Source organism: Martinezella dioscoreae (assembly GCF_009176305.1).
In the GTDB taxonomy this organism is placed as follows: Bacteria; Pseudomonadota; Alphaproteobacteria; order Rhizobiales; family Rhizobiaceae; genus Rhizobium; species Rhizobium dioscoreae.
Genome location: NZ_BLAJ01000003.1, coordinates 1028498 through 1046400 on the forward strand (window position 1 = coordinate 1028498; position 17903 = coordinate 1046400).

General features: G+C 61.0%; 18 protein-coding genes. 10 read left to right on the top strand and 8 right to left on the bottom strand.

Features of this window, described 5'->3' with window-relative positions; genetic code table 11:
• The first annotated feature begins 323 nt into the window (after positions 1-323).
• Entirely contained in the window at positions 324-947 is a 624-nt protein-coding gene (locus tag GDN47_RS16925) for a 2'-5' RNA ligase family protein (protein WP_152093834.1), read from the top strand.
• A gap of 9 nt (positions 948-956) precedes the next feature.
• Here the strand turns inward: GDN47_RS16925 and GDN47_RS16930 are convergent, their stop codons facing one another.
• Both GDN47_RS16930 and GDN47_RS16935 read right to left on the bottom strand, forming a co-directional pair.
• Positions 957-2600: a SulP family inorganic anion transporter gene (locus tag GDN47_RS16930; RefSeq protein ID WP_152093835.1), complete on the bottom strand. Its 1644-nt coding sequence runs from the start codon at positions 2598-2600 to the stop codon at positions 957-959.
• A gap of 90 nt (positions 2601-2690) precedes the next feature.
• Positions 2691-3572, bottom strand: coding sequence for a LysR family transcriptional regulator (locus GDN47_RS16935; protein ID WP_152093836.1), 882 nt, complete (start codon positions 3570-3572; stop codon positions 2691-2693).
• A gap of 91 nt (positions 3573-3663) precedes the next feature.
• Here GDN47_RS16935 and GDN47_RS16940 point away from each other — a divergent pair, with 91 nt between their 5' ends.
• From GDN47_RS16940 to GDN47_RS16950, 3 genes are all read left to right on the top strand, one after another.
• The gene (locus GDN47_RS16940; RefSeq protein WP_152093837.1) at positions 3664-4638 is read left to right on the top strand and encodes a quinone oxidoreductase family protein; all 975 of its coding nucleotides are present in this window, start codon (positions 3664-3666) and stop codon (positions 4636-4638) included.
• Between the two features lie 275 nt (positions 4639-4913).
• The gene (locus GDN47_RS16945; RefSeq protein WP_152093838.1) at positions 4914-6095 is read left to right on the top strand and encodes an MFS transporter; all 1182 of its coding nucleotides are present in this window, start codon (positions 4914-4916) and stop codon (positions 6093-6095) included.
• Positions 6096-6213: 118 nt separating this feature from the next.
• Positions 6214-7278: a M14 family zinc carboxypeptidase gene (locus tag GDN47_RS16950; RefSeq protein WP_113329893.1), complete on the top strand. Its 1065-nt coding sequence runs from the start codon at positions 6214-6216 to the stop codon at positions 7276-7278.
• A 6-nt stretch (positions 7279-7284) separates the two neighbouring features.
• Here GDN47_RS16950 and GDN47_RS32035 read toward each other — a convergent pair whose 3' ends face one another.
• Together GDN47_RS32035 and GDN47_RS16955 are read right to left on the bottom strand one after the other, a co-directional pair.
• Complete coding sequence (locus GDN47_RS32035) at positions 7285-7437, bottom strand: hypothetical protein (RefSeq protein WP_162746315.1); 153 nt, start codon at positions 7435-7437, stop codon at positions 7285-7287.
• Between the two features lie 130 nt (positions 7438-7567).
• On the bottom strand, positions 7568-8089 hold the full coding sequence (locus GDN47_RS16955) for a MarR family winged helix-turn-helix transcriptional regulator (RefSeq protein WP_113329891.1): 522 nt from the start codon (positions 8087-8089) through the stop codon (positions 7568-7570).
• 155 nt (positions 8090-8244) lie between these two features.
• On the opposite strand from GDN47_RS16955, the gene GDN47_RS16960 reads away from it, so the two are divergent.
• From GDN47_RS16960 to GDN47_RS16970, 3 genes are all read left to right on the top strand, one after another.
• Positions 8245-8601 (top strand): ArsC family reductase, encoded by a 357-nt coding sequence (locus GDN47_RS16960; RefSeq protein ID WP_113330039.1) that lies wholly within the window; start codon positions 8245-8247, stop codon positions 8599-8601.
• A 9-nt stretch (positions 8602-8610) separates the two neighbouring features.
• Positions 8611-9084, top strand: coding sequence for a Cys-tRNA(Pro) deacylase (gene ybaK, locus GDN47_RS16965; protein ID WP_152093839.1), 474 nt, complete (start codon positions 8611-8613; stop codon positions 9082-9084).
• A gap of 94 nt (positions 9085-9178) precedes the next feature.
• A complete protein-coding gene (locus GDN47_RS16970; RefSeq protein ID WP_113329889.1) occupies positions 9179-10432 on the top strand; it encodes an aminopeptidase in 1254 nt (417 codons plus the stop codon).
• Between the two features lie 73 nt (positions 10433-10505).
• On the opposite strand, the gene GDN47_RS16975 is transcribed toward GDN47_RS16970, so the two are convergent.
• Both GDN47_RS16975 and xseA read right to left on the bottom strand, forming a co-directional pair.
• Positions 10506-11096, bottom strand: a complete 591-nt coding sequence (locus tag GDN47_RS16975) for an NAD(P)H-dependent oxidoreductase (protein ID WP_113329888.1) — start codon at positions 11094-11096, stop codon at positions 10506-10508.
• The gene (gene xseA, locus GDN47_RS16980) at positions 11096-12712 is read right to left on the bottom strand and encodes an exodeoxyribonuclease VII large subunit (protein ID WP_152093840.1); all 1617 of its coding nucleotides are present in this window, start codon (positions 12710-12712) and stop codon (positions 11096-11098) included. Before xseA ends, GDN47_RS16975 begins: the two co-directional genes overlap by 1 nt.
• A 237-nt stretch (positions 12713-12949) precedes the next feature.
• Here xseA and GDN47_RS16985 point away from each other — a divergent pair, with 237 nt between their 5' ends.
• The gene (locus tag GDN47_RS16985) at positions 12950-13177 is read left to right on the top strand and encodes a homogentisate export protein (protein ID WP_069611044.1); all 228 of its coding nucleotides are present in this window, start codon (positions 12950-12952) and stop codon (positions 13175-13177) included.
• A gap of 89 nt (positions 13178-13266) precedes the next feature.
• Here the strand turns inward: GDN47_RS16985 and GDN47_RS16990 are convergent, their stop codons facing one another.
• Entirely contained in the window at positions 13267-15105 is a 1839-nt protein-coding gene (locus tag GDN47_RS16990) for a hypothetical protein (RefSeq protein WP_113390844.1), read from the bottom strand.
• A 239-nt stretch (positions 15106-15344) separates the two neighbouring features.
• On the opposite strand from GDN47_RS16990, the gene GDN47_RS16995 reads away from it, so the two are divergent.
• Positions 15345-16358 carry a glycosyltransferase gene (locus GDN47_RS16995; RefSeq protein ID WP_113390834.1) on the top strand — a complete coding sequence of 338 codons (1014 nt, stop codon included), beginning with the start codon at positions 15345-15347 and terminating at the stop codon, positions 16356-16358.
• On the top strand, positions 16355-16741 hold the full coding sequence (locus tag GDN47_RS17000; protein ID WP_113390833.1) for a GtrA family protein: 387 nt from the start codon (positions 16355-16357) through the stop codon (positions 16739-16741). The genes GDN47_RS16995 and GDN47_RS17000 overlap by 4 nt, the downstream gene beginning before the upstream one ends.
• 63 nt (positions 16742-16804) lie before the next feature.
• Here GDN47_RS17000 and GDN47_RS17005 read toward each other — a convergent pair whose 3' ends face one another.
• Positions 16805-17791: a Gfo/Idh/MocA family protein gene (locus tag GDN47_RS17005; protein ID WP_152093841.1), complete on the bottom strand. Its 987-nt coding sequence runs from the start codon at positions 17789-17791 to the stop codon at positions 16805-16807.
• Positions 17792-17903 lie beyond the last annotated feature (112 nt).

The following is a 17903-nucleotide window of genomic DNA, read 5'->3' on the forward strand; positions in this document are numbered from 1 at the left end:
TTCAGCGTCATGCCGCCGCCGGAATTGTGATCTCCCGACGTAGAGCAAGCGGAAATGCTGAGCCCGATGAGGACGAGAAATACGGCTGAAAAGATGGCCCTGGTAAACATAGACGGTCATTCCTTGTTGGAGAGAATGGAGAGCAAGCCTCGCTTGGAATGAACAGATCAGACAGGACTTTTATTCGATCGCATTTTTGAAACGAGGATGTCGGTATTCTGATTTATGAATCTGCCATTTGTTCTCGTTTTGTTCTTGAAATCCTTGTCGTTGAGTCATATGCTTTAGAGATCAGGGAAAAAGGAGGCAAAGCCAAGCCGGTTTTGAATGAAGCCATCCAGCACATCGATCAATTATCATTTGATCTCGGCAAACCGCCAATTAATCGCAAGGACAAAAGCCCGCCAAAACGTCGGCAAGCTCTCTACTTTGCGGCGTTGCCGGACCCGGAAATCGCTAAATTGGCTGCAGAAATGACCGTCGACCAAAGTCGGCGAAATGGATTGATGCGCACAGCCAGAAAGCATGATCTCTACCATGCCACCATCTATCCCATCGACATTGTCTCTCGCTCCCAGGAGGAAGCCACCTTCGCTGCGTTAGAGGCCGGGTCAACCATCTGCTTAAAATCGTTTCCCCTGACATTCGATCGGGCAGGCACATTCGGCAACGGCAACAACCGTCAATATGTACTCTGGTGTAGGGAGGGAAACGAGGGGCTAACGACACTCCGTCGGGAATTGGATACTGCAATGCAAAGTATGGGCTTTGAAAGCGGCATATCCACTTCGTTCCAACCCCACATGACGCTGTTTTATTGCAACCACATTCTTCCCGAAGTGATTTTGGAAGAGCCGATTGCTTGGACAGTCAAAACGTTCACGCTGGTCAACAGCTTTCAGGGCGACGGCGAGCATGGCCATGTCTGGCACTGGCCATTGCTCTGAATCTGGCGCTTACGGTTTCGGAACAGGTTCAACTGCCGCCATCACCGCGGCCACGGCATCATCGACGCTGAAGCTGCAGCGCTTGTCGACGTCGACCATGCCCGCGACCGTCATGAGATCGCGAACGCGGTCATGCACACGGGCGAACTGGACGCGGAGGCCGGCTCGCTGCATCGCGCTGTCGAATTCCATCAAGGCGTCCATTGCCGTACTGTCGATATCGGAGCTTTCTTCCAGGCTGAGAATAGCTGCCTGCAACCCTGCTTCGTTGCGGCTGCCAGACAATATCTCGCCGAAGATCGTATCGGCATTGCCGAAAAACAGGGTTTCGCCGGGGCGCCAGATGGCAATGCCCGGTATCTCGGACGCATCGTCATGCCTACTGACATCGACGAAGTCATGGCCGTTGTTGAGCCGCCCCAAACGGGCGACATGCGGCGAGGCCAGACGATGCATCATGGCGGCAAGCGAGAGCGCGATCGCCAGCAGCATGCCATTGAGAACGCCGAAGGCGAGCACGCCGACAGCGGCACCCACTGCCACGTAGAAATCGCGATGCAGGCGGCGCAGGCGCAGAATGGGGCTGGGATCGAGCGCATGCGTAAGGGCCGCGATCACGACGGCGGCGAGCACCGGTTCTGGCAGAAGCGCCACCAATGGTTCCGCACAGGCAATCAGGATCGCCAGGCCGATTGCAGCGAAAACGGTCGTCGCCCGCGTCTTCGCGCCAGCCGCCTCACTGGCAAAACCAGCGGAAAAACCGGCGCCGACTGGCATGCCCTGAACGACGGCGCTGGCGATATTGGCAGCACCCAGCGCACCAAGCTCGCGATTGACCTCCAGCGTCTCGCCATAACGCAGGGCGAGCGCACGCATCGTGCCCCAAGACTCAGCAAAGAGGATGAGGACGAGAGGCACGGTGAACTGTACCAGCCGCGAATAGGCGGTCCAGTTGGCTTCCGGCAGCGACGGCCATTGCGGCAGGATCTCGATCGGGCCGACCAGCTTGACGCCATGGCCTTCCACGCCGAACAGATAGGAGGCGAAGATGCCTGCGACAAGCACGAGGAAAGCGCCGGGAATACCCGGCAATCGCTTCAAGAGCAGCAATGCCGCCAACGCGACGATGCCGACTATGACGCTGATCGGATTCCACTGCAGAATAGCGCCGAAGAGTGCCGCCGCGTAGGTCAGGATATTCGAGCCCTGCACGGGCACGCCCACCAGAATCGGCAGCTGATGCAGGATGATGGTGATCGCCAGCCCGAGCGCGAAGCCCCGCAGGACTGGCCGCGAGATGAAACCAGTGATGCCGCCCAGGCGCAAGGCACCGGCGATGACGAAGAGAATGCCGGCGAGCGCGACGGCGACCGTGGCAAGCCCCGCCTTGATCGTGGTATCACCCGGCACCACCGCCAAGGTGGCTGCGAGAATGGCTGCGGACGAGGATGTGGGAGAGACGATGGCAAAGCGGCTGCGGCCGAATATGGCATAGACGAGACATCCGGCGATGCCGGCGAGGATTGCACGATGCGGCGGCAGGCCGGCAATGCCTGCGTAAGCGACCGCTTCCGGCAGCATCAGTCCGGCAACCGATATGCCCGCGACCAGATCCGCCCTGTCCACCACGAACCAGCTGCTCAGCTTCGTCATCGATCACCGACCATAGGGATGGCGCATCCATTTATGGATAGAGATTCGCGTCCGGTCTGCAACAGGAAAATGACACGCAAAACCAGTGTGTCACGCTGCGGCATCGCTGCCGTTACGCAACGGACAGCTTCGCCCGATGGTATCGGCTACGAAATCCATGACGGCGCGGATCGCCGGAGAGCGGCGCAGATCCGGATATGTCACGAGCCAGAGGTCGCGCGCAGGCGACGGCACCGCTACCGGCAGGCGTACCAATGCCGGCTCGCCATCGCCGAGAAAGGCGGGAAGCGCCACGACGCCGAGGCCGGTTCGGGCAGCCTCCAGCTGGCCGAAGACATCGGTGGCGCGGAACACGATCGGGCGGCCTTCCAATAGGCTGCGCAGCCAGATCTGCTGCGTCAGATGCTCCATCGCCGCATCGTAACCGATGAACACCCAATCCTTCTCCGGCACCTGCGCCACGCTCGGTATGGCGTAGAGGCCGAAGCGCATGACGCCGATGCGGCGCACCAGGAGGTCACTTTCCTCCGGCCTGGTCATGCGAACGGCGATATCTGCCTCGCCGTAATTCAGCGCGGCGCGACGGGTGACACCGGCAATGGTCAGCGTGATATCCGGGTGCTCTTCACGAAAAAGCGTCGCCTTCGGAGCGAGAAGGTGGGCAGCGATCGATGGCGGCGCACTGACCTTGACCGCGGCGGAAAGGCCGGCGACGGCGCTCTTCGAATAGCGCCTGATGGCCTCGACATTTTCCTCCATCCCCGCCGCCAGTTCCGCGATGGCACGGCCGTCGGCGGTCAAGGGCGAGGTGCGCGGCCGACGGTCGATGAGGCGCAGATCGAGCGACCTTTCCAGGGCCGCAATGCGCCTTCCGACGGTTGCGTGATCGACGCCCAGCTCCCGCGCGGCAGCCGAAAGCGAGCCGGTTCTCGCCAGAGCGGCGAAGTGAAGAAGGTCCTGCCAATCAATCATCGGTGCATTATTGCACAGATATTGTGAGTTCATACCGAATTTATTCAGGTCGACGCTTATGGTCAAAGATCTCCCGAAAGGAGACTTGCCTATGCCCCTAGCGATTGCCATTACCGGTCCCGGCGGACCCGAAGCCATGAAAGCCGTCGATCTACCAGTCACTGAACCCGGCCCCGGCCAGGCGCGGATCCGCCAGAGCATTTCCGGCGTCAATTTCGTCGACATCTATGTCCGTTCCGGGCTTTATCCGCTCCCACCCGGCCAGAGCGTGCTCGGCTTCGAAGGCGCCGGCATCATCGAGGCGATCGGTCCGGAAGTCGAAGGGCTCAAGGTCGGCGACCGCGTCGCCTATATCGGCCATCCCCTCGGCAGCTATGCGGAGGTGCGCACTCTTTCCGCCGCTCGGCTGGTGAAATTGCCAGACGGCGTCAGCGAGCGGGCTGCCGGCAGCACGATGCTGCGCGGGCTGACGGCGCAAATGGTGCTGCAGAAGGTCTATCCCGTGAAAGCAGGCGAATGGGTGCTGGTGCATGCCGGCGCCGGCGGCCTCGGCCAACTCGTCATCCGCCTTGCCAAGCGGATCGGAGCAAACGTCATCGCCACGGTCGGTTCCGAAGCCAAGACCGGCTTTGCCCATGAGGCCGGAGCCGACGTGGTTCTCCTCCATACATCCGAGGATTGGGGGCAGGAAACACGTCGCATAGCCGATCGCCGCGGCGTACATCTTGCCGTCGACGGGATCGGCGGCACCATGCTCTCGCAAACGCTTGCGGTCGTCCGCCCCTTCGGCATGGTCGCAAGCCTCGGCCAGCCGGCCGGCCCCATTCCGCCGATCCAGATAGAGGAGCTGACCGCGCCTCGCGCCATCGGCCTGTCGCGCCCGAGCGTATTGACCTATGCCAGCGATCCGGATCTCTACCGCCAGGGCACAACGGCGCTGATGGCGGCGCTGCAGGACGGGCTCGTCAACCCGATCGGCGCCGAATACAAGCTGAAGGATGCCGCCCAAGCTCATGCCGACCTCGAAGCGGGCCGAACGACGGCCAGCGTCGTTCTGACGATGTGACGCCCGGTGAGCGGAGCCTCCTGGCAGGCTCCGCTCATTGCGATGAGGCGGCGGGGCGATGGGGTGTTTTAGCTTCGACGCACAATCCATTCATCCCGTCAATGGTTTTTGCTGCAAGGCAGCAATTCGTTGACCATGCCTGCTCCTGCCTGATACCGGTTGCATATGGCGACGCACGGCTCTCAGGCCACCGCCGTCATGGCTATCCGATACGAACCCGATCCTTCGTGGCAAACAGCATGGACACCGCTGCCGGTGCCCACAGGCGATATCCCGTGAACACTGCTTCCCAGACCATCCGGTCCACTTCGACCCTGTCCCTCATATCGATCGTCGCGCTGACATTCTTCGGCTACCTTGCCATCGGATTGCCGCTTGCAGTGTTGCCGACCTATGTCGACAGCAGCCTCGGCTTCGGCGTCGTCTGGGCCGGCATCGCCGTCAGCACGCAATATGTCGCAACCATCGTCAGCCGCGCCCATGTCGGGCGGCTCTGCGATCAATATGGACCCCGCCGCTCGGTCTTTCTGGGCTTCCTTGCCTACGGTCTGTCGGGTGCACTCACCATCGCTTCCACCTTTACGATCCAAGTCCCGGCAGCAAGCCTTGCCCTTCTGCTTGCGGGACGGCTGGCGCTCGGCATTGGCGAGAGCTGGGTGAGCACGGCGGCGATCACCTGGGCGATCGGCCTGATGGGATCGCGTGAAACCGTGCGCATCATCTCCTGGAACGGCATCGCCACTTACGGCGGCATTGCGCTCGCCGCCCCGATCGGCGCCTGGCTGCAAGGGCAATACGGCTTCTTCGCCATCGGCGTCGTCACCATCATCCTTGCGGTTGCCGGCTTTATGCTCGCGCAAACGCGGCCGCCGGTTCCGGGCGTAAAGGAAAAGGGCATCGGCACCGGCCAGGTGCTGAGCCGCGTTGCACCGTACGGCGTCGCGCTTGCGCTTGCCTCGAGCGGCTTCGGCGTCGTCATGGCCTTCGTCGCGCTGTTCTTCCATAGCCGCAGCTGGGACGGCGCCTCCTTTGCACTCAGCGCCTTTGGCCTTGCCTTCATGGGCGTGCGCCTGGGTCTTGCGCAAGCTGTCGCCCGCTTCGGCGGTCTGCCGCTGGTGCGCATCTCGCTTGTCATCGAGATCATCGGCCTGGCGGCGCTTGCCTTTGCGCCATCGCCGATAGTCGCCATCATCGGCGCGGCTCTCGCCGGCGCCGGCTTTGCGCCCGTCTTCCCCGCGCTCGGCAATGAGGCCATGGAACGTATCCCGCCGCAGAACCGTGGCGTCGCGCTCGGGCTCTATTCGATCTTCCTCGACGTGTCGCTTGGGAGCACCGGCCCGATCGCCGGCCTGTTCGCGGATCATCTCGGCTATGCTGCACCCTTCTCCTTCGGTGTCGGCGCGGTATTGCTCAGCCTGATCCTGAGCTTCTGCCTGCGCAGGAATGGCAGCCGCTGAAAGCTTTTTTGGCGCTGTTTGTCCCCGGTCCTGATTTCGGCATGTGGTGACAAACGGTTGCAGGCTGCCTTTAAGGCTTGATATGGGTCTCTGATCATCATCAGCAGGAGGCCCGCCCATGAACGTCACCGAAATCGTCATCGAAGGCGATACTCCGGGGATCGCCTGGCGGCTGCCGGTCCTGCATTTTGCCGGCAGCAAGGCAGACGCGCCGAAGATCTATATTCAGGCCGCATTGCATGCCGGCGAGCTGCCGGGCACGGCCTTGGTGCATTTCCTCTGCGAGCGGCTTCGGCAAGCGGAAGCCGAAGGCGCCATTCTAAGCGATATCATCGTGGTGCCGCATGCCAATCCGATCGGCGCGGCGCAATCGCATTTCGGCGAGATGCAAGGGCGCTTCGACCTGGGTTCGCGCACCAACTTCAACCGCGACTTTCCGCTGATCTCGCTGCGCGACCGCGATCTCCTGATCGAAAATCTGGAACGCTACCCGGCCGTCGATCGGCTGAAACGTCAGCTGATCCATATGGCGCTCGGTGCCGATCTGGTGATCGACCTGCATTGCGATGACGAATCCCTGCAATATGCCTATATCGACGAGGCATTCTGGCCTGAAGCCGCCGATCTTGCCGCGGCGCTCAAGATGGATGCGGTGCTGCTGTCGGATGGCGAAAGCTCGGCCTTCGAGGAGGCCGTCAGCTTCGCCTGGAAATACGAAGTGCCGGGGGAGAAGAAGGCAAGGCTGCCGGGCAAGCTTTCAGTTACGGTAGAATTGCGCGGCACCCGCGATGTCTATCCCGAAATGGCAAAGAACGATGCCGAAGGACTCTGGCGCTTCCTGGCCGCGCGCGGCGCGGTACAGGACGACGGCGTCGCGCCCGGCACCTCCTTTAGCGGACCGGCCGTGCCGCTCGACAATGTCGAGATGATCCGCGCACCACAGGCCGGCACGGTGCTTTTCCATCGCAATATCGGCGAGCGCGTTGAAGAAGGTGATCTGCTGGCGACGATCATCACCGCCCCGGGTATGCCGGCCGGCGCCATCGATATCCGCGCGCCGCAGGCAGGTCTGATCGTCACCCGTGTTTCGGACCGGCTGGTGCGCCGGCGCGGCGATCTGATGAAGATCGGTTCGGACAGACCAAGCTCCGTCGCCCGCAAACCGGGAACACTTGAGGATTGATTTCCTTTAGCGGCGATCGATCACCTTGCAGCGCATGATGAAAGCGATCGCCGCCGCCTCGCGGAGAAGCACACCGAAACGATTGACATGATGCTGCGTTCCGGCAAGCGCGGCACGCGCTTTACCCCTCAGCCGGGCAAGAATTGAACGATTTTCCATCGCGATCATGCCTCCGATCGAGTTGATGCAGGCAATGTTCAGGTCAGCGAAGGCGACAATCATCGCCCTTCGAAATATATGTATGCAGTGTGCATATATATAATGAAAATGTCAAGACGCTGTTCCGGGCCTACGTCATGAAGGCAATCGGGCAGCGATCCTGGTCGCAAACGCCTTGATCGCACACGCGGCAGACCACATCCTGGTCATCGCCGAGATCGACCAAGGCGGGCAGCAGCTTTTCGACCAAGCGGCCGAACTCGGCCGTCTCCTCCGGGCTGAGAACGCCAAAAGCCCGATGGATGACGGCCCGGCGGGCGGAGAGACTTCTATCAAAGAGCAAGTGGCCTTTTTCTGTCAGCTGCAGCGCGCGGGCTCGCTTGTCTCCCTCGACGCCGCCGTCCCGCAGCACGAGGCCGGACGCCACCAGCTGATCGACCAGGCGCACAGTGGCGGAATGGGAGAGCGCGATCATCCGCCTCAGGGTCTCGATCGTCAGGCCCGGCTCGGTGCCGATTTGAACGAGTGCGGCAATGGCGCTCGGGCCAAGGCCGGTTTCATCGGCGAAAGCCTTCTCCATCTTGTCCACCAGAGCAAGGCTCATAGCGCCAAAGAGGTTTTCCAGCCGCAATATTTCCTTGTCCGTCGCCATGCTTCCAACCCGCACTATAAATATGCATGCTGCATATTTATGCGATTATCGCTGGCAACTGCAACGGATGAGAGAACCGCTTCCCCATCCGAGCGGCCTTCATCCGCCTTTATCCGCATGCTATGCGCTATCCGACAGCAAGAGACGGATTCGCCATGACGATCACCATTTACGGCATCAAGAACTGCGACACGATGAAGAAGGCCCGGACCTGGCTCGAGCGCCACGGCATTGCCTATGACTTCCACGACTACAAGGCCGTCGGCATTGATCGGAATCACCTGGAGCGCTGGACGAAGGAAGCGGGATGGGAAGTCGTGCTCAACCGGGCCGGCACCACCTTCAAGGCCTTGCCGGAAACGGACCGCACCGATCTTTCGAAGGACAAGGCCATTCAGCTGATGTTGGCACAGCCCTCGATGATCAAGCGTCCGGTGCTGGAAGCGGACGGCAAATTGCTCATCGGCTTCAAGCCGGATATTTATGCGGCTGCATTCGGCAAGGCGACCTAGAGGCGAGCAATGTCAAAAACCACCCGCGCCACGCAAGTGCTGACCCAGGCGAAAGTCGCCTTCACCGTGCATGCCTATGACTACGATCCGAATGCGGAGCGTGTCGGCCTGCAGGCGGCGGAGGCGCTGGGCGAAGAGCTGCATCGGGTATTGAAGACCTTGATGGCCGAAGTGGACGGGAAGCCGGTGTGCGTCGTCGTGCCCTCGGATCACGAAGTCAGCATGAAGAAGCTCGCCGCAGCCTTCGGCGGCAAATCGGCTGCCATGATGAAGCCCGCGGATGCCGAGCGTCTGACGGGCTATCATGTCGGCGGCATCAGCCCCTTCGGCCAGAAGAAGCTTGTGCCGACGGCCATAGAGGCGCAGGCTATGAGCGAGGCTTACGTCTATATCAACGGCGGCCAGCGCGGGCTTCAGGTGCGCCTCAGTCCGCAGGATGCCTTGAGCGCTCTTAAAGCCAAGGCTGCACCCCTGATTGCCTGACGATCTTCAAGATCGGACATAGCGCCTTCAATTTCGCCGCAAACCGGTCTAAGTCTTTGGACCATCTTTCGATAGCAAGCACGCAGGTTTTGCCATGACATCAGCCATTCCCAACCATCATCCCGTCGATCACGCCAAGCTGGAGAAGCTTGCGGAAGTAGCCGTAAGGGTCGGGTTGCAGCTGCAGGCAGGCCAGGATCTGCTGATAACGGCGCCAGTCGCGGCGATGCCGCTGGTTCGGCTGATCACGCGCGAAGCCTACAAGGCCGGCGCAGGCCTCGTCTCCACCTTCTATTCCGACGAAGAGACGACGCTCGCCCGCTACGAATACGGCCAGGATGCGAGCTTTGACCGCGCCGCCACATGGCTTTACGAAGGCATGGCCAAGGCCTTCTCCAACAACACAGCACGCCTCGCCATTGCCGGTGACAACCCGATGCTCCTGTCCAATCAGGACCCGAACAAGGTGGCGCGTGCCAACCGCGCCAATTCGGCCGCCTATAAGCCGGCGCTGGAAAAGATCTCGAATTTCGATACCAACTGGAACATCGTCTCCTACCCGAATCCCTCCTGGGCGAAGCTGGTCTTCCCGAATGATCCGGAGGCGATCGCGGTCGCAAAACTTGCCAAGGCGATCTTCTCTGCCTCGCGCGTCGATGTCGAAGATCCGATCGCGGCTTGGACGGAGCACAATGCCAATCTGCACAAGCGCTCGGCCTGGATGAACGGCCAGCGTTTTTCCGCCCTGCATTTCCAGGGACCCGGCACCGACCTGACCGTCGGTCTGGCGGATGGCCATGAATGGCATGGCGGCGCGTCTACCGCCAAGAACGGCATCACCTGCAATCCGAACATCCCGACCGAAGAGGTCTTCACCACGCCGCATGCGTTGCGTGTCGAAGGCCATGTCTCGTCGACGAAGCCGCTGTCGCATCAGGGCACGCTGATCGACAATATCCAGGTGCGTTTCGAGGGCGGCCGCATCATCGAGGCCAAGGCGACGCGTGGTGAGGAAGTGCTGAACAAGGTGCTCGACACCGACGAAGGCGCGCGCCGGCTCGGCGAAGTCGCGCTGGTGCCGCATTCCTCGCCGATTTCGGCGAGCGGCATCCTGTTCTACAACACGCTCTTCGACGAAAACGCCTCCTGCCACATCGCGCTCGGCCAGTGCTATTCCAAGTGCTTCATCGACGGCGCCAAGCTCAGCCAGGAACAGATCAAGGCTCAGGGCGGCAATTCCAGCCTGATCCACATCGACTGGATGATCGGTTCCGACAAGGTCGATATCGACGGCATCAATGCCGATGGCTCGCGCGTACCCATCATGCGCAAGGGCGAATGGGCATAACCAAAGCTCAGACGTTCGAATGCGATCATGCCGCGGTATCTCCATCGCGGCATATTTTTCGGAAATCGTGAGATCAGATCGTCGCCAGCGCTTTCCTGACGCGTTCGAGATGCGCCTTGCGCCCGGTTTCGGTCACGCGGTCCATGTCATGCAGCGCCAGCATGCGGAAATTGAGCCGCTTGGCACAGAAGGCGGCGATGCCGCGCTTTAGCAGGCGCCGCACCGGATTGCCCATGTAGAGATGCACGATCCACCACGGCGAGCCTGTCGTCGTCAGCGCCCAGAACAGGCGGATATTGGTCAGTTCAGGCACGATACGTCCGCCGGCGGGATCATGGGTGAAGGCAACGCCGGGCGCAAAGGCGCGATCGAAGAAACCCTTGAGGATCGCCGGGAAATTGAACCACCATTGCGGAAAGACGAGGATCAGTCCCTCCGCCGCTCGCAGTCGCGCGACGATATCGCTGACACCTGAGGCATCGTAAGGCTGGTCGAAATAGCCGCGCCGCTCGGCCTCTGAAAGACGTGGGTCGAAGCCTTCACGGTAAAGATCGAGCAGATCGACCTGATGGCCGCGAGCAACGAGCGTCTCTTGCGCAAGCTTTGCCACCGCGGCAGCAAAACTATCCTCCAGCGGATGGGCCAGCACCAGCAGGATGCGCATCAGAAGAGGCTTCCCTGCTTCGGTGGCGCGGCAGGCTCGGCCGGTTTGGTAGCGCGTTTCTTCGAAGGCGCAGTGCCTGATGGCGGCGTGGATGAAGACGGTGGGGGGACATCATCGCCGGTGACTGCCCCGATGCGGCCGTCCGCAAACTCGATCGAAATCGCGGCACCCGTCGAAAGGGCTGCCGCCAGCGAAACCGGGCGGTCGTCCTCATCGCGCACGACAGCGTATCCGCGCTTCAAGACATTCTTGTAGGAAAGCGACTGCAGAATACGCTCCTGCGCCGTGAGTTCGCTGCGCGCTCGGGTCAGCTGATGGCGGATAGCCGTATCGGCATGACGGACGAGATTGCCGAGGCGATCGCGAGCCCTCCCCGTCTGTGCCTCAAGGCGCGATGGCAACGTAGCGAAGACGGCATCGGCGCGTTCGATGCGAGCGCGGGACCGGTCGAGCATGCGCTCAATGGTCCGCTCCGCGCGGGTCATCCGTTCGCCCAATTGCTGGCGGCGCTCGGCGATCCGGTTCGACAGTATATCGGGTCGGAGGTGCGAGGCCGTGCGTTCGAAGGAACGGCGTTTGTTCAGCGTGTTCAGCTCCAATCCGCGGCCAAGGCCGGCGGCGGCCTCATCGAAGCGGCGGCGTGGCAAAGCCAGGATCTGGTCGAGCGAAGGCAAAGCGCGCAGCAGCGCGCGAACCGCCTGCCGCCGCTGGTCCATCTGCCTCGTCATTCCCCCCTGCAGCCGGGCAGCAAGGCTTGCAAGCTGCGCCTCAAGTTCCGCTTTGACCGGCACGGCCATTTCCGCCGCACCCGTGGGCGTCGGGGCGCGCACGTCGGCGGCGTAGTCGATCAAGGTCCAGTCTGTCTCGTGGCCGACGGCCGAGATCAGCGGGATATCGCTACCTGCGGCGGCACGAACGACCGCCTCATCGTTAAAACTCCAGAGATCTTCGAGGCTGCCGCCGCCGCGCGCGACAATCAGCACATCGGGGCGCGGGATGGGGCCACCGGGCGCAAATTCGTTGAAGCCGCGAATGGCGTTCGCCACCTCATCGCCAGAGCCATCTCCCTGTACCTTCACCGGCCAGACCAGTACATGTACGGGGAAGCGATCAGAGATGCGATGCAGGATATCGCGGATGACGGCGCCGGTCGGCGACGTAACCACGCCGATCACCTTGGGCATGAAAGGCAGCCGGCGCTTGCGCTCGGGATCGAACAGGCCTTCGGCAGCAAGCTTGCGCTTGCGTTCCTCCAAAAGCGCCATCAAGGCACCGGCGCCGGCGGGCTCCAAGGTTTCGATGACGATCTGATATTTCGACGATCCAGGGAAGGTCGTCACCTTGCCCGTTGCAATGACCTCCATTCCCTCTTCAGGGCGGAATTTCAGCTTGGAAAATGTGCCTTTCCAGATCACCGCATCGATACGCGCGCGATCATCCTTCAGCGAGAAGTAGGCATGGCCCGAGGAATGCGGCCCACGATAGCCGGAGATTTCCCCGCGCACACGCACCTGGTCGAACGCATTCTCGACCGTGCGTTTGATCGATCCGGATAGTTCCGAGACGGAGTATTCCGTCAGGTTCGAAGGCGAATCATTCTCAAAAAAGCTGCTCATGTCCCCCTTCTACCCGATGTCGCGGTAAATTCGGAGCCTGCTTCATACCGCTTAAGTCTGAATCGATCGAAAGACGGGATTGTGCGCATACTTGAGATGCTTCCGCCTCCTTGCATGTCTCACAAAGGGCGCGGAGCCTATTGCTTCATCAAGCGTTAACCCTGCTGACAAAGGCTTTCTTAGCCATCTGCGCGTAAACCTGTGCAAAATGATTCTTGGTAAAGAGGATATGGAGCGATGATATTCGCGACCGCCACGATCATCGGAATTGCCGCCGGCCTGCAGCGCTCGACGATCGGCGCGCTGCTCGGCGTGGCACTCGTGAGCATCGCTTTCATGGCCGCCGTCGCCACATCGATCGTTCCGCCGCCGCTGACGACGCTGTTCATCGCGCTCGGCGGCTACAATCTCGGCTTCATCGGTTACCTCGTCACCATCGACATGGTGGAGCATCGCCGCGCTTAAAAGCAACGTCAGGAAGTGTCTGGCGATTTCGCCAATTTAAGTGACGCGGAGTGATTCAAAGAATCCAGGAGGAGCTGAAACGCTCCAAATCAATCCTGCGGCTTGACGCGGAAGAACCGCACATCCGATTCCGCCGGCGCCGCAATCGGCTCCAGATAGACCGGGATATGCCCGGCAGTCAGCTGCGCATAAAGCCCCTTCGGCGCCCGCTCACTCACTAACTCCACCTGGGGATCCCCCTTACAGAAGGCGACAATCGTCACCTTTGCCTCATGCAGAAGCGCTTCCGCCCGTTGCGGCTCTGCAAGACCGATATGCAGCTCGGCCAGCATCCCGTCGGGATCGCGATGATAGGGACCGGAAAGGGTACGGTGCGGCGTGAAGCGCAGAAGCGGCGCTCCCATATTGGAGGCCGCTGCGACGACGCCCGGCTCGAGACCCGCAATCGGTGCCAGAGCCTGCCTGGAGGCACAATTGGCAGTCTCTTCCGCCTTGACCGGCGCTGCGACCATAAAACCATTGACGACCCCCTTGCTTGCAAGCGCGCCGCCCACGGCCCAAACGGCTGGGACAGAGGCCAATAGCGTCCCTGCATAGAGCAGGATCGAACGCAGATTTCTGGGATCGGCCATGTAGTCTTTTCGCAATTCGGCAATCAACAACGCCAATGGCGGAATGGCCAGGAGATTGGCAAATTCGGCTCCGCGCACCTGCACCAGCGTAATCACCCAATTGATCGCGATCAGTGCCATCAGCATTGCATGGAGGCTCGCGCGGTTGCCCCGCAGGATACGAAAGCCGCAGACGAGCATCGCCAGAAGACCCGTTGCGTAGAAAACGCCGAGCGTATCGGGCTGTTGGTGGGCTACGGAGATAATCGATTGCGCCTCGCTCACTCTGCTGAGCCAGAGATCCACCAGCATGGGATCCAGATCGGAAAGCGGATTGCGCAGGCATTGCGGCGCGAGGGCTACTGTCGTAGCCAACACGAATGCGCCGTTGGCCGCGAGAATTGCAATGCGCCAGGGGCGGGAGAGATGGCTGGCAAAAAGGGACGACAGGAGAAGCCCGACGCAGCCGGCGCTGGTAATGCCATAAAAGCCGAGCGAGAGATTGTCGCATGTGACCATCGAATAAAGGCGCGGTGGCACCAGCGAAAAGAAGGCGGCGCTGACGGCAACCGTCAACGTCAGCGCAAAAGCTTTTGCAGCGGGTGCGAATATCTCGCCTTTCCAAGCCCACAAACAGGCAACAGACATGCAGGCGATGGCGACAAAGGGCGTCGTCTCTGCGCCGATACCGAGCTGGGCGGCGAGGGCGATGGCAGCGATTGCAAAGTTGCGAGGCCTGTAACTTTCGTCGACCAGCATTGCGACAGTAAGCGCGACGAGGCCGAGCTGGACATTATCGTGATCGATGGAGCCCGGCACGAAGCGCGGCGAGAGCAGGACGAAGAGTGCCGTCAGGATCAGCGAGAAGTGCATGCCCTGCAGACCGGCGATGCGCCTGCCCGCAAGACCCATGAAGAACATCAGCGGCAGGACGAGCATCAGCGGCCAGACGGTCAGTGCCGCCGCCTCGGCGCTTTCTGGTGAAAGGAACATTCGGAAGAAGAGGATGAGGCTTGCAATCGGCAGATCGATGAAGCGCGACCAATGCATCAGCGTCCCGCCCGCAAGGCCGAGACGGTACTGCACCATGTCGAACCAGCCCTGGCCTGCGAGAAAATCGCGCACTTCGACAAGACGCATGGCGTCGTCATTATCCGGCCCGACATAGTCCGTGAGGTTGCGATGAATGATGAGCTGCGCGACGATGACAATGGCGGCATAGACGAGCGCAGCGAAAGCAGGATGAGACCAGCGCAGGGGTCCCTTCTTCTCTGCCGTTCCGGCTGCCTCGGGCGGCATTGCCAGCGTTTGCGCCATCTCGGTGAACCCCATGTTGAAAGGATAGTCGGGGCGATACGCTAACGGTTGCCGATCAAAAAAAAGTAAAGCTGCTGCCTTCAGCCGCTTTCATCACGAGAATGTTTTTCGCAACGCCGGTACCCCGCCTTTTTTATTTCGCAGCCATAGGGTCTTATTAACAGCCAGCGGGATAAGCTCTCGTCCGGATCGTCAATCGGGCCTCGACTTGACTTCACACGCAGCAACCGGCCAAGACCATGTCGAATGAGAAGCTGAACATCGCTGTCCTCCTGCCCTGCTACAACGAAGCCGCAACGATCGGCGAGGTCGTGCGCGGCTTCCGCAAGGCACTGCCGCAGGCCGCGATCTATGTCTACGACAATAATTCAACCGACGGCACCGCGCTGCATGCCATGCTCGCCGGCGCAACCGTCGTGCGCGAGCGTCGGCAGGGCAAGGGACATGTGGTGCGCCGCATGTTCGCCGATATCGAAGCCGACATCTATCTGATGGCCGACGGCGACGGAACCTATGCGCCAGAGGACGGAGAAGAGCTGATCCGCACGCTGCTGACCGAGGGATCGGATATGGTCGTCGGTACGCGACGCAACGTGCATAATGATGCAGGCAGGCAGGGACACGCCTTCGGCAACCGCATTTTCAACTGGCTCTATCGCACCATATTCGGTGCCGATTTCACGGATATCTTTTCCGGCTACCGCGCCTTCTCGCGCCGCTTCGTCAAAAGTTTTCCGGCCGTTTCGGGCGGCTTTGAAATCGAGACTGAGATGTCGGTGCATGCCTCCAGGCTGAAGCTGCCTGTGAGCGAGCTGGAACTCGATTACGGACGGCGGCCGGAAGGTTCGCATTCGAAGCTTTCCACTTTCCGCGACGGTGGCAAGATCCTCTGGATGTTCGCGATGCTGATGAAGGAAACCCGGCCTTTTGCCTTCTTTGGCATCCTGAGCGCCATTGCCATGGAGCTCAGCATCGGCTTTTCCATCCCGGTCTTCATCGAGTATTTCGAAACCGGACAGGTATTGCGCATGCCGAGTTGGATGCTCTCCCTGGCACTGACAATGATCGCCTTCATGCTGTTTACGGCCGGTATCATCCTCGATTCCGTGGCACGCGCCCGCGCCGAACAGCTGCGCATCCACTATATGAGCCTGCCGAAACCGTCCTCGCGTGAAAGCGGCGATGACCGGACCGTTTACGTGGCACAGCTCGAAAAGCCGGCAAGCCGGAAGAAAAGGGCCAAGGCTGCATGAAGAAGCTCTTTCGCTTCCTGATCGCTGGCAGTGTCGGCTTCGTGGTCGATGCGGGCGTGCTGCATCTGTTGCTGTGGTTTACGCCTTTCGGACCCTTCGTCGGCCGCGCCATCTCGATCCCGAGTGCGCTGCTTGCCACCTGGGTGCTCAACCGCAACTTCACCTTCGGCCGGTCCGACCGCTCGCTTGCGGCGGAGGGCTTCCGCTACGGTTCGGTCGGATTGACCTCGGCCCTGCTGAACTACGCCCTTTTCAGCTCGTTGCTGATGACCGAGCCGTCATTGCGGCCGATCATTGCGCTGACGCTTGCATCGGCGGCGGCAACGGCGTTCAGCTTCTTCGGCTATTCACGCTTCGTCTTCCGCCACCGACAAAATTCCTGAAGCAATTCCCGGAAAAGTGCGCAGCGGTTTTCCGGGAATTGCGTCAGACAACAAGGAACGCCCTCAGACCGGCTCCCAGCCATCCTTCTCGCTGGCGCGGTAGATGGCGTCGATGACCTTCTGGTTGAGTTTCGAACTTTCCAGCGACACGACCTCTGCGCCTTGACCAAGCGCAGCAGAGGCGAAGGCCTCAGCCTCGCGCCTGTACTGGCGGCTGTCTGGGAAACGGAAAATCTGCGATTCCGAATGGCCGCGATTGGTTAGTTCCAGCTCTTCCGCGCCGTAACGGTCGGCATTGAAAGGCGACTTCACCTCGATGAAGCCTTCCGTGCCGTGGAAGACCATGACCTGACGGTTGGCCATCTGAGTCGAGATGTAGAAGGTGAGCTCGAAGGCGCCGAAATCTGCCTTGACGCTGGAATAGATGTCGGTGCCGAATTCCGAGTCGCGCTCCGTCACCGCCTGAATACGCAGGGGTTCGCGCCCCGTGACGAAGCGGGTGCTGATCGTCGGGTAGACCCCGATATCGGGCAAACCACCACCGCCAAGCGCAGGAATGTTGCGCATGTTGCCGGCGTCGCGGTTGAAATAGGTGAAAGCGCCCTGGATGTGGCGCAGGCGGCCGATGGCACCGTCCGCCAGCAGCGAGCGAACCCTGCGCCAGACCGGCGCATAGGTGACCATATAGGCTTCCGTCACCAGCACCTTGTTACGATCGCGCGCGGCGATCAGGCTGTCAATCTCATCCGCCTTGAGAGCGATCGGCTTTTCGCACAGCACATGCTTGCCGGCATCGGCAGCCTTGATCGTCCATTCGACATGCTGCGAGGTCGGCAGCGGGATATAGACGGCATCGATCGTATCGGAGGCGAGCATCTCCTCATAGGAGCCGAAGGCATGCGGCACGGAGAAGCGGTCTGCCATCTGCCGGGCGCGACCGAGATCGCGGCTGGCAATTGCCGTCACAACGCAGTTTTCCGCATCCTGAATGGCGGGCACGACCAGATCGCGGCCGATTTTGGCCGTCGACAGAATTCCGAAGCGCAGCATGATCTCTCTCCTGAAGCATTGTCCCGAAGCAGACGGCCGCATGGCGATGATCGCAACACGGGCTTTCCGGCGGGATCCTTTGTGAACACGGTGGGGTAAAGCGAAACGGGGC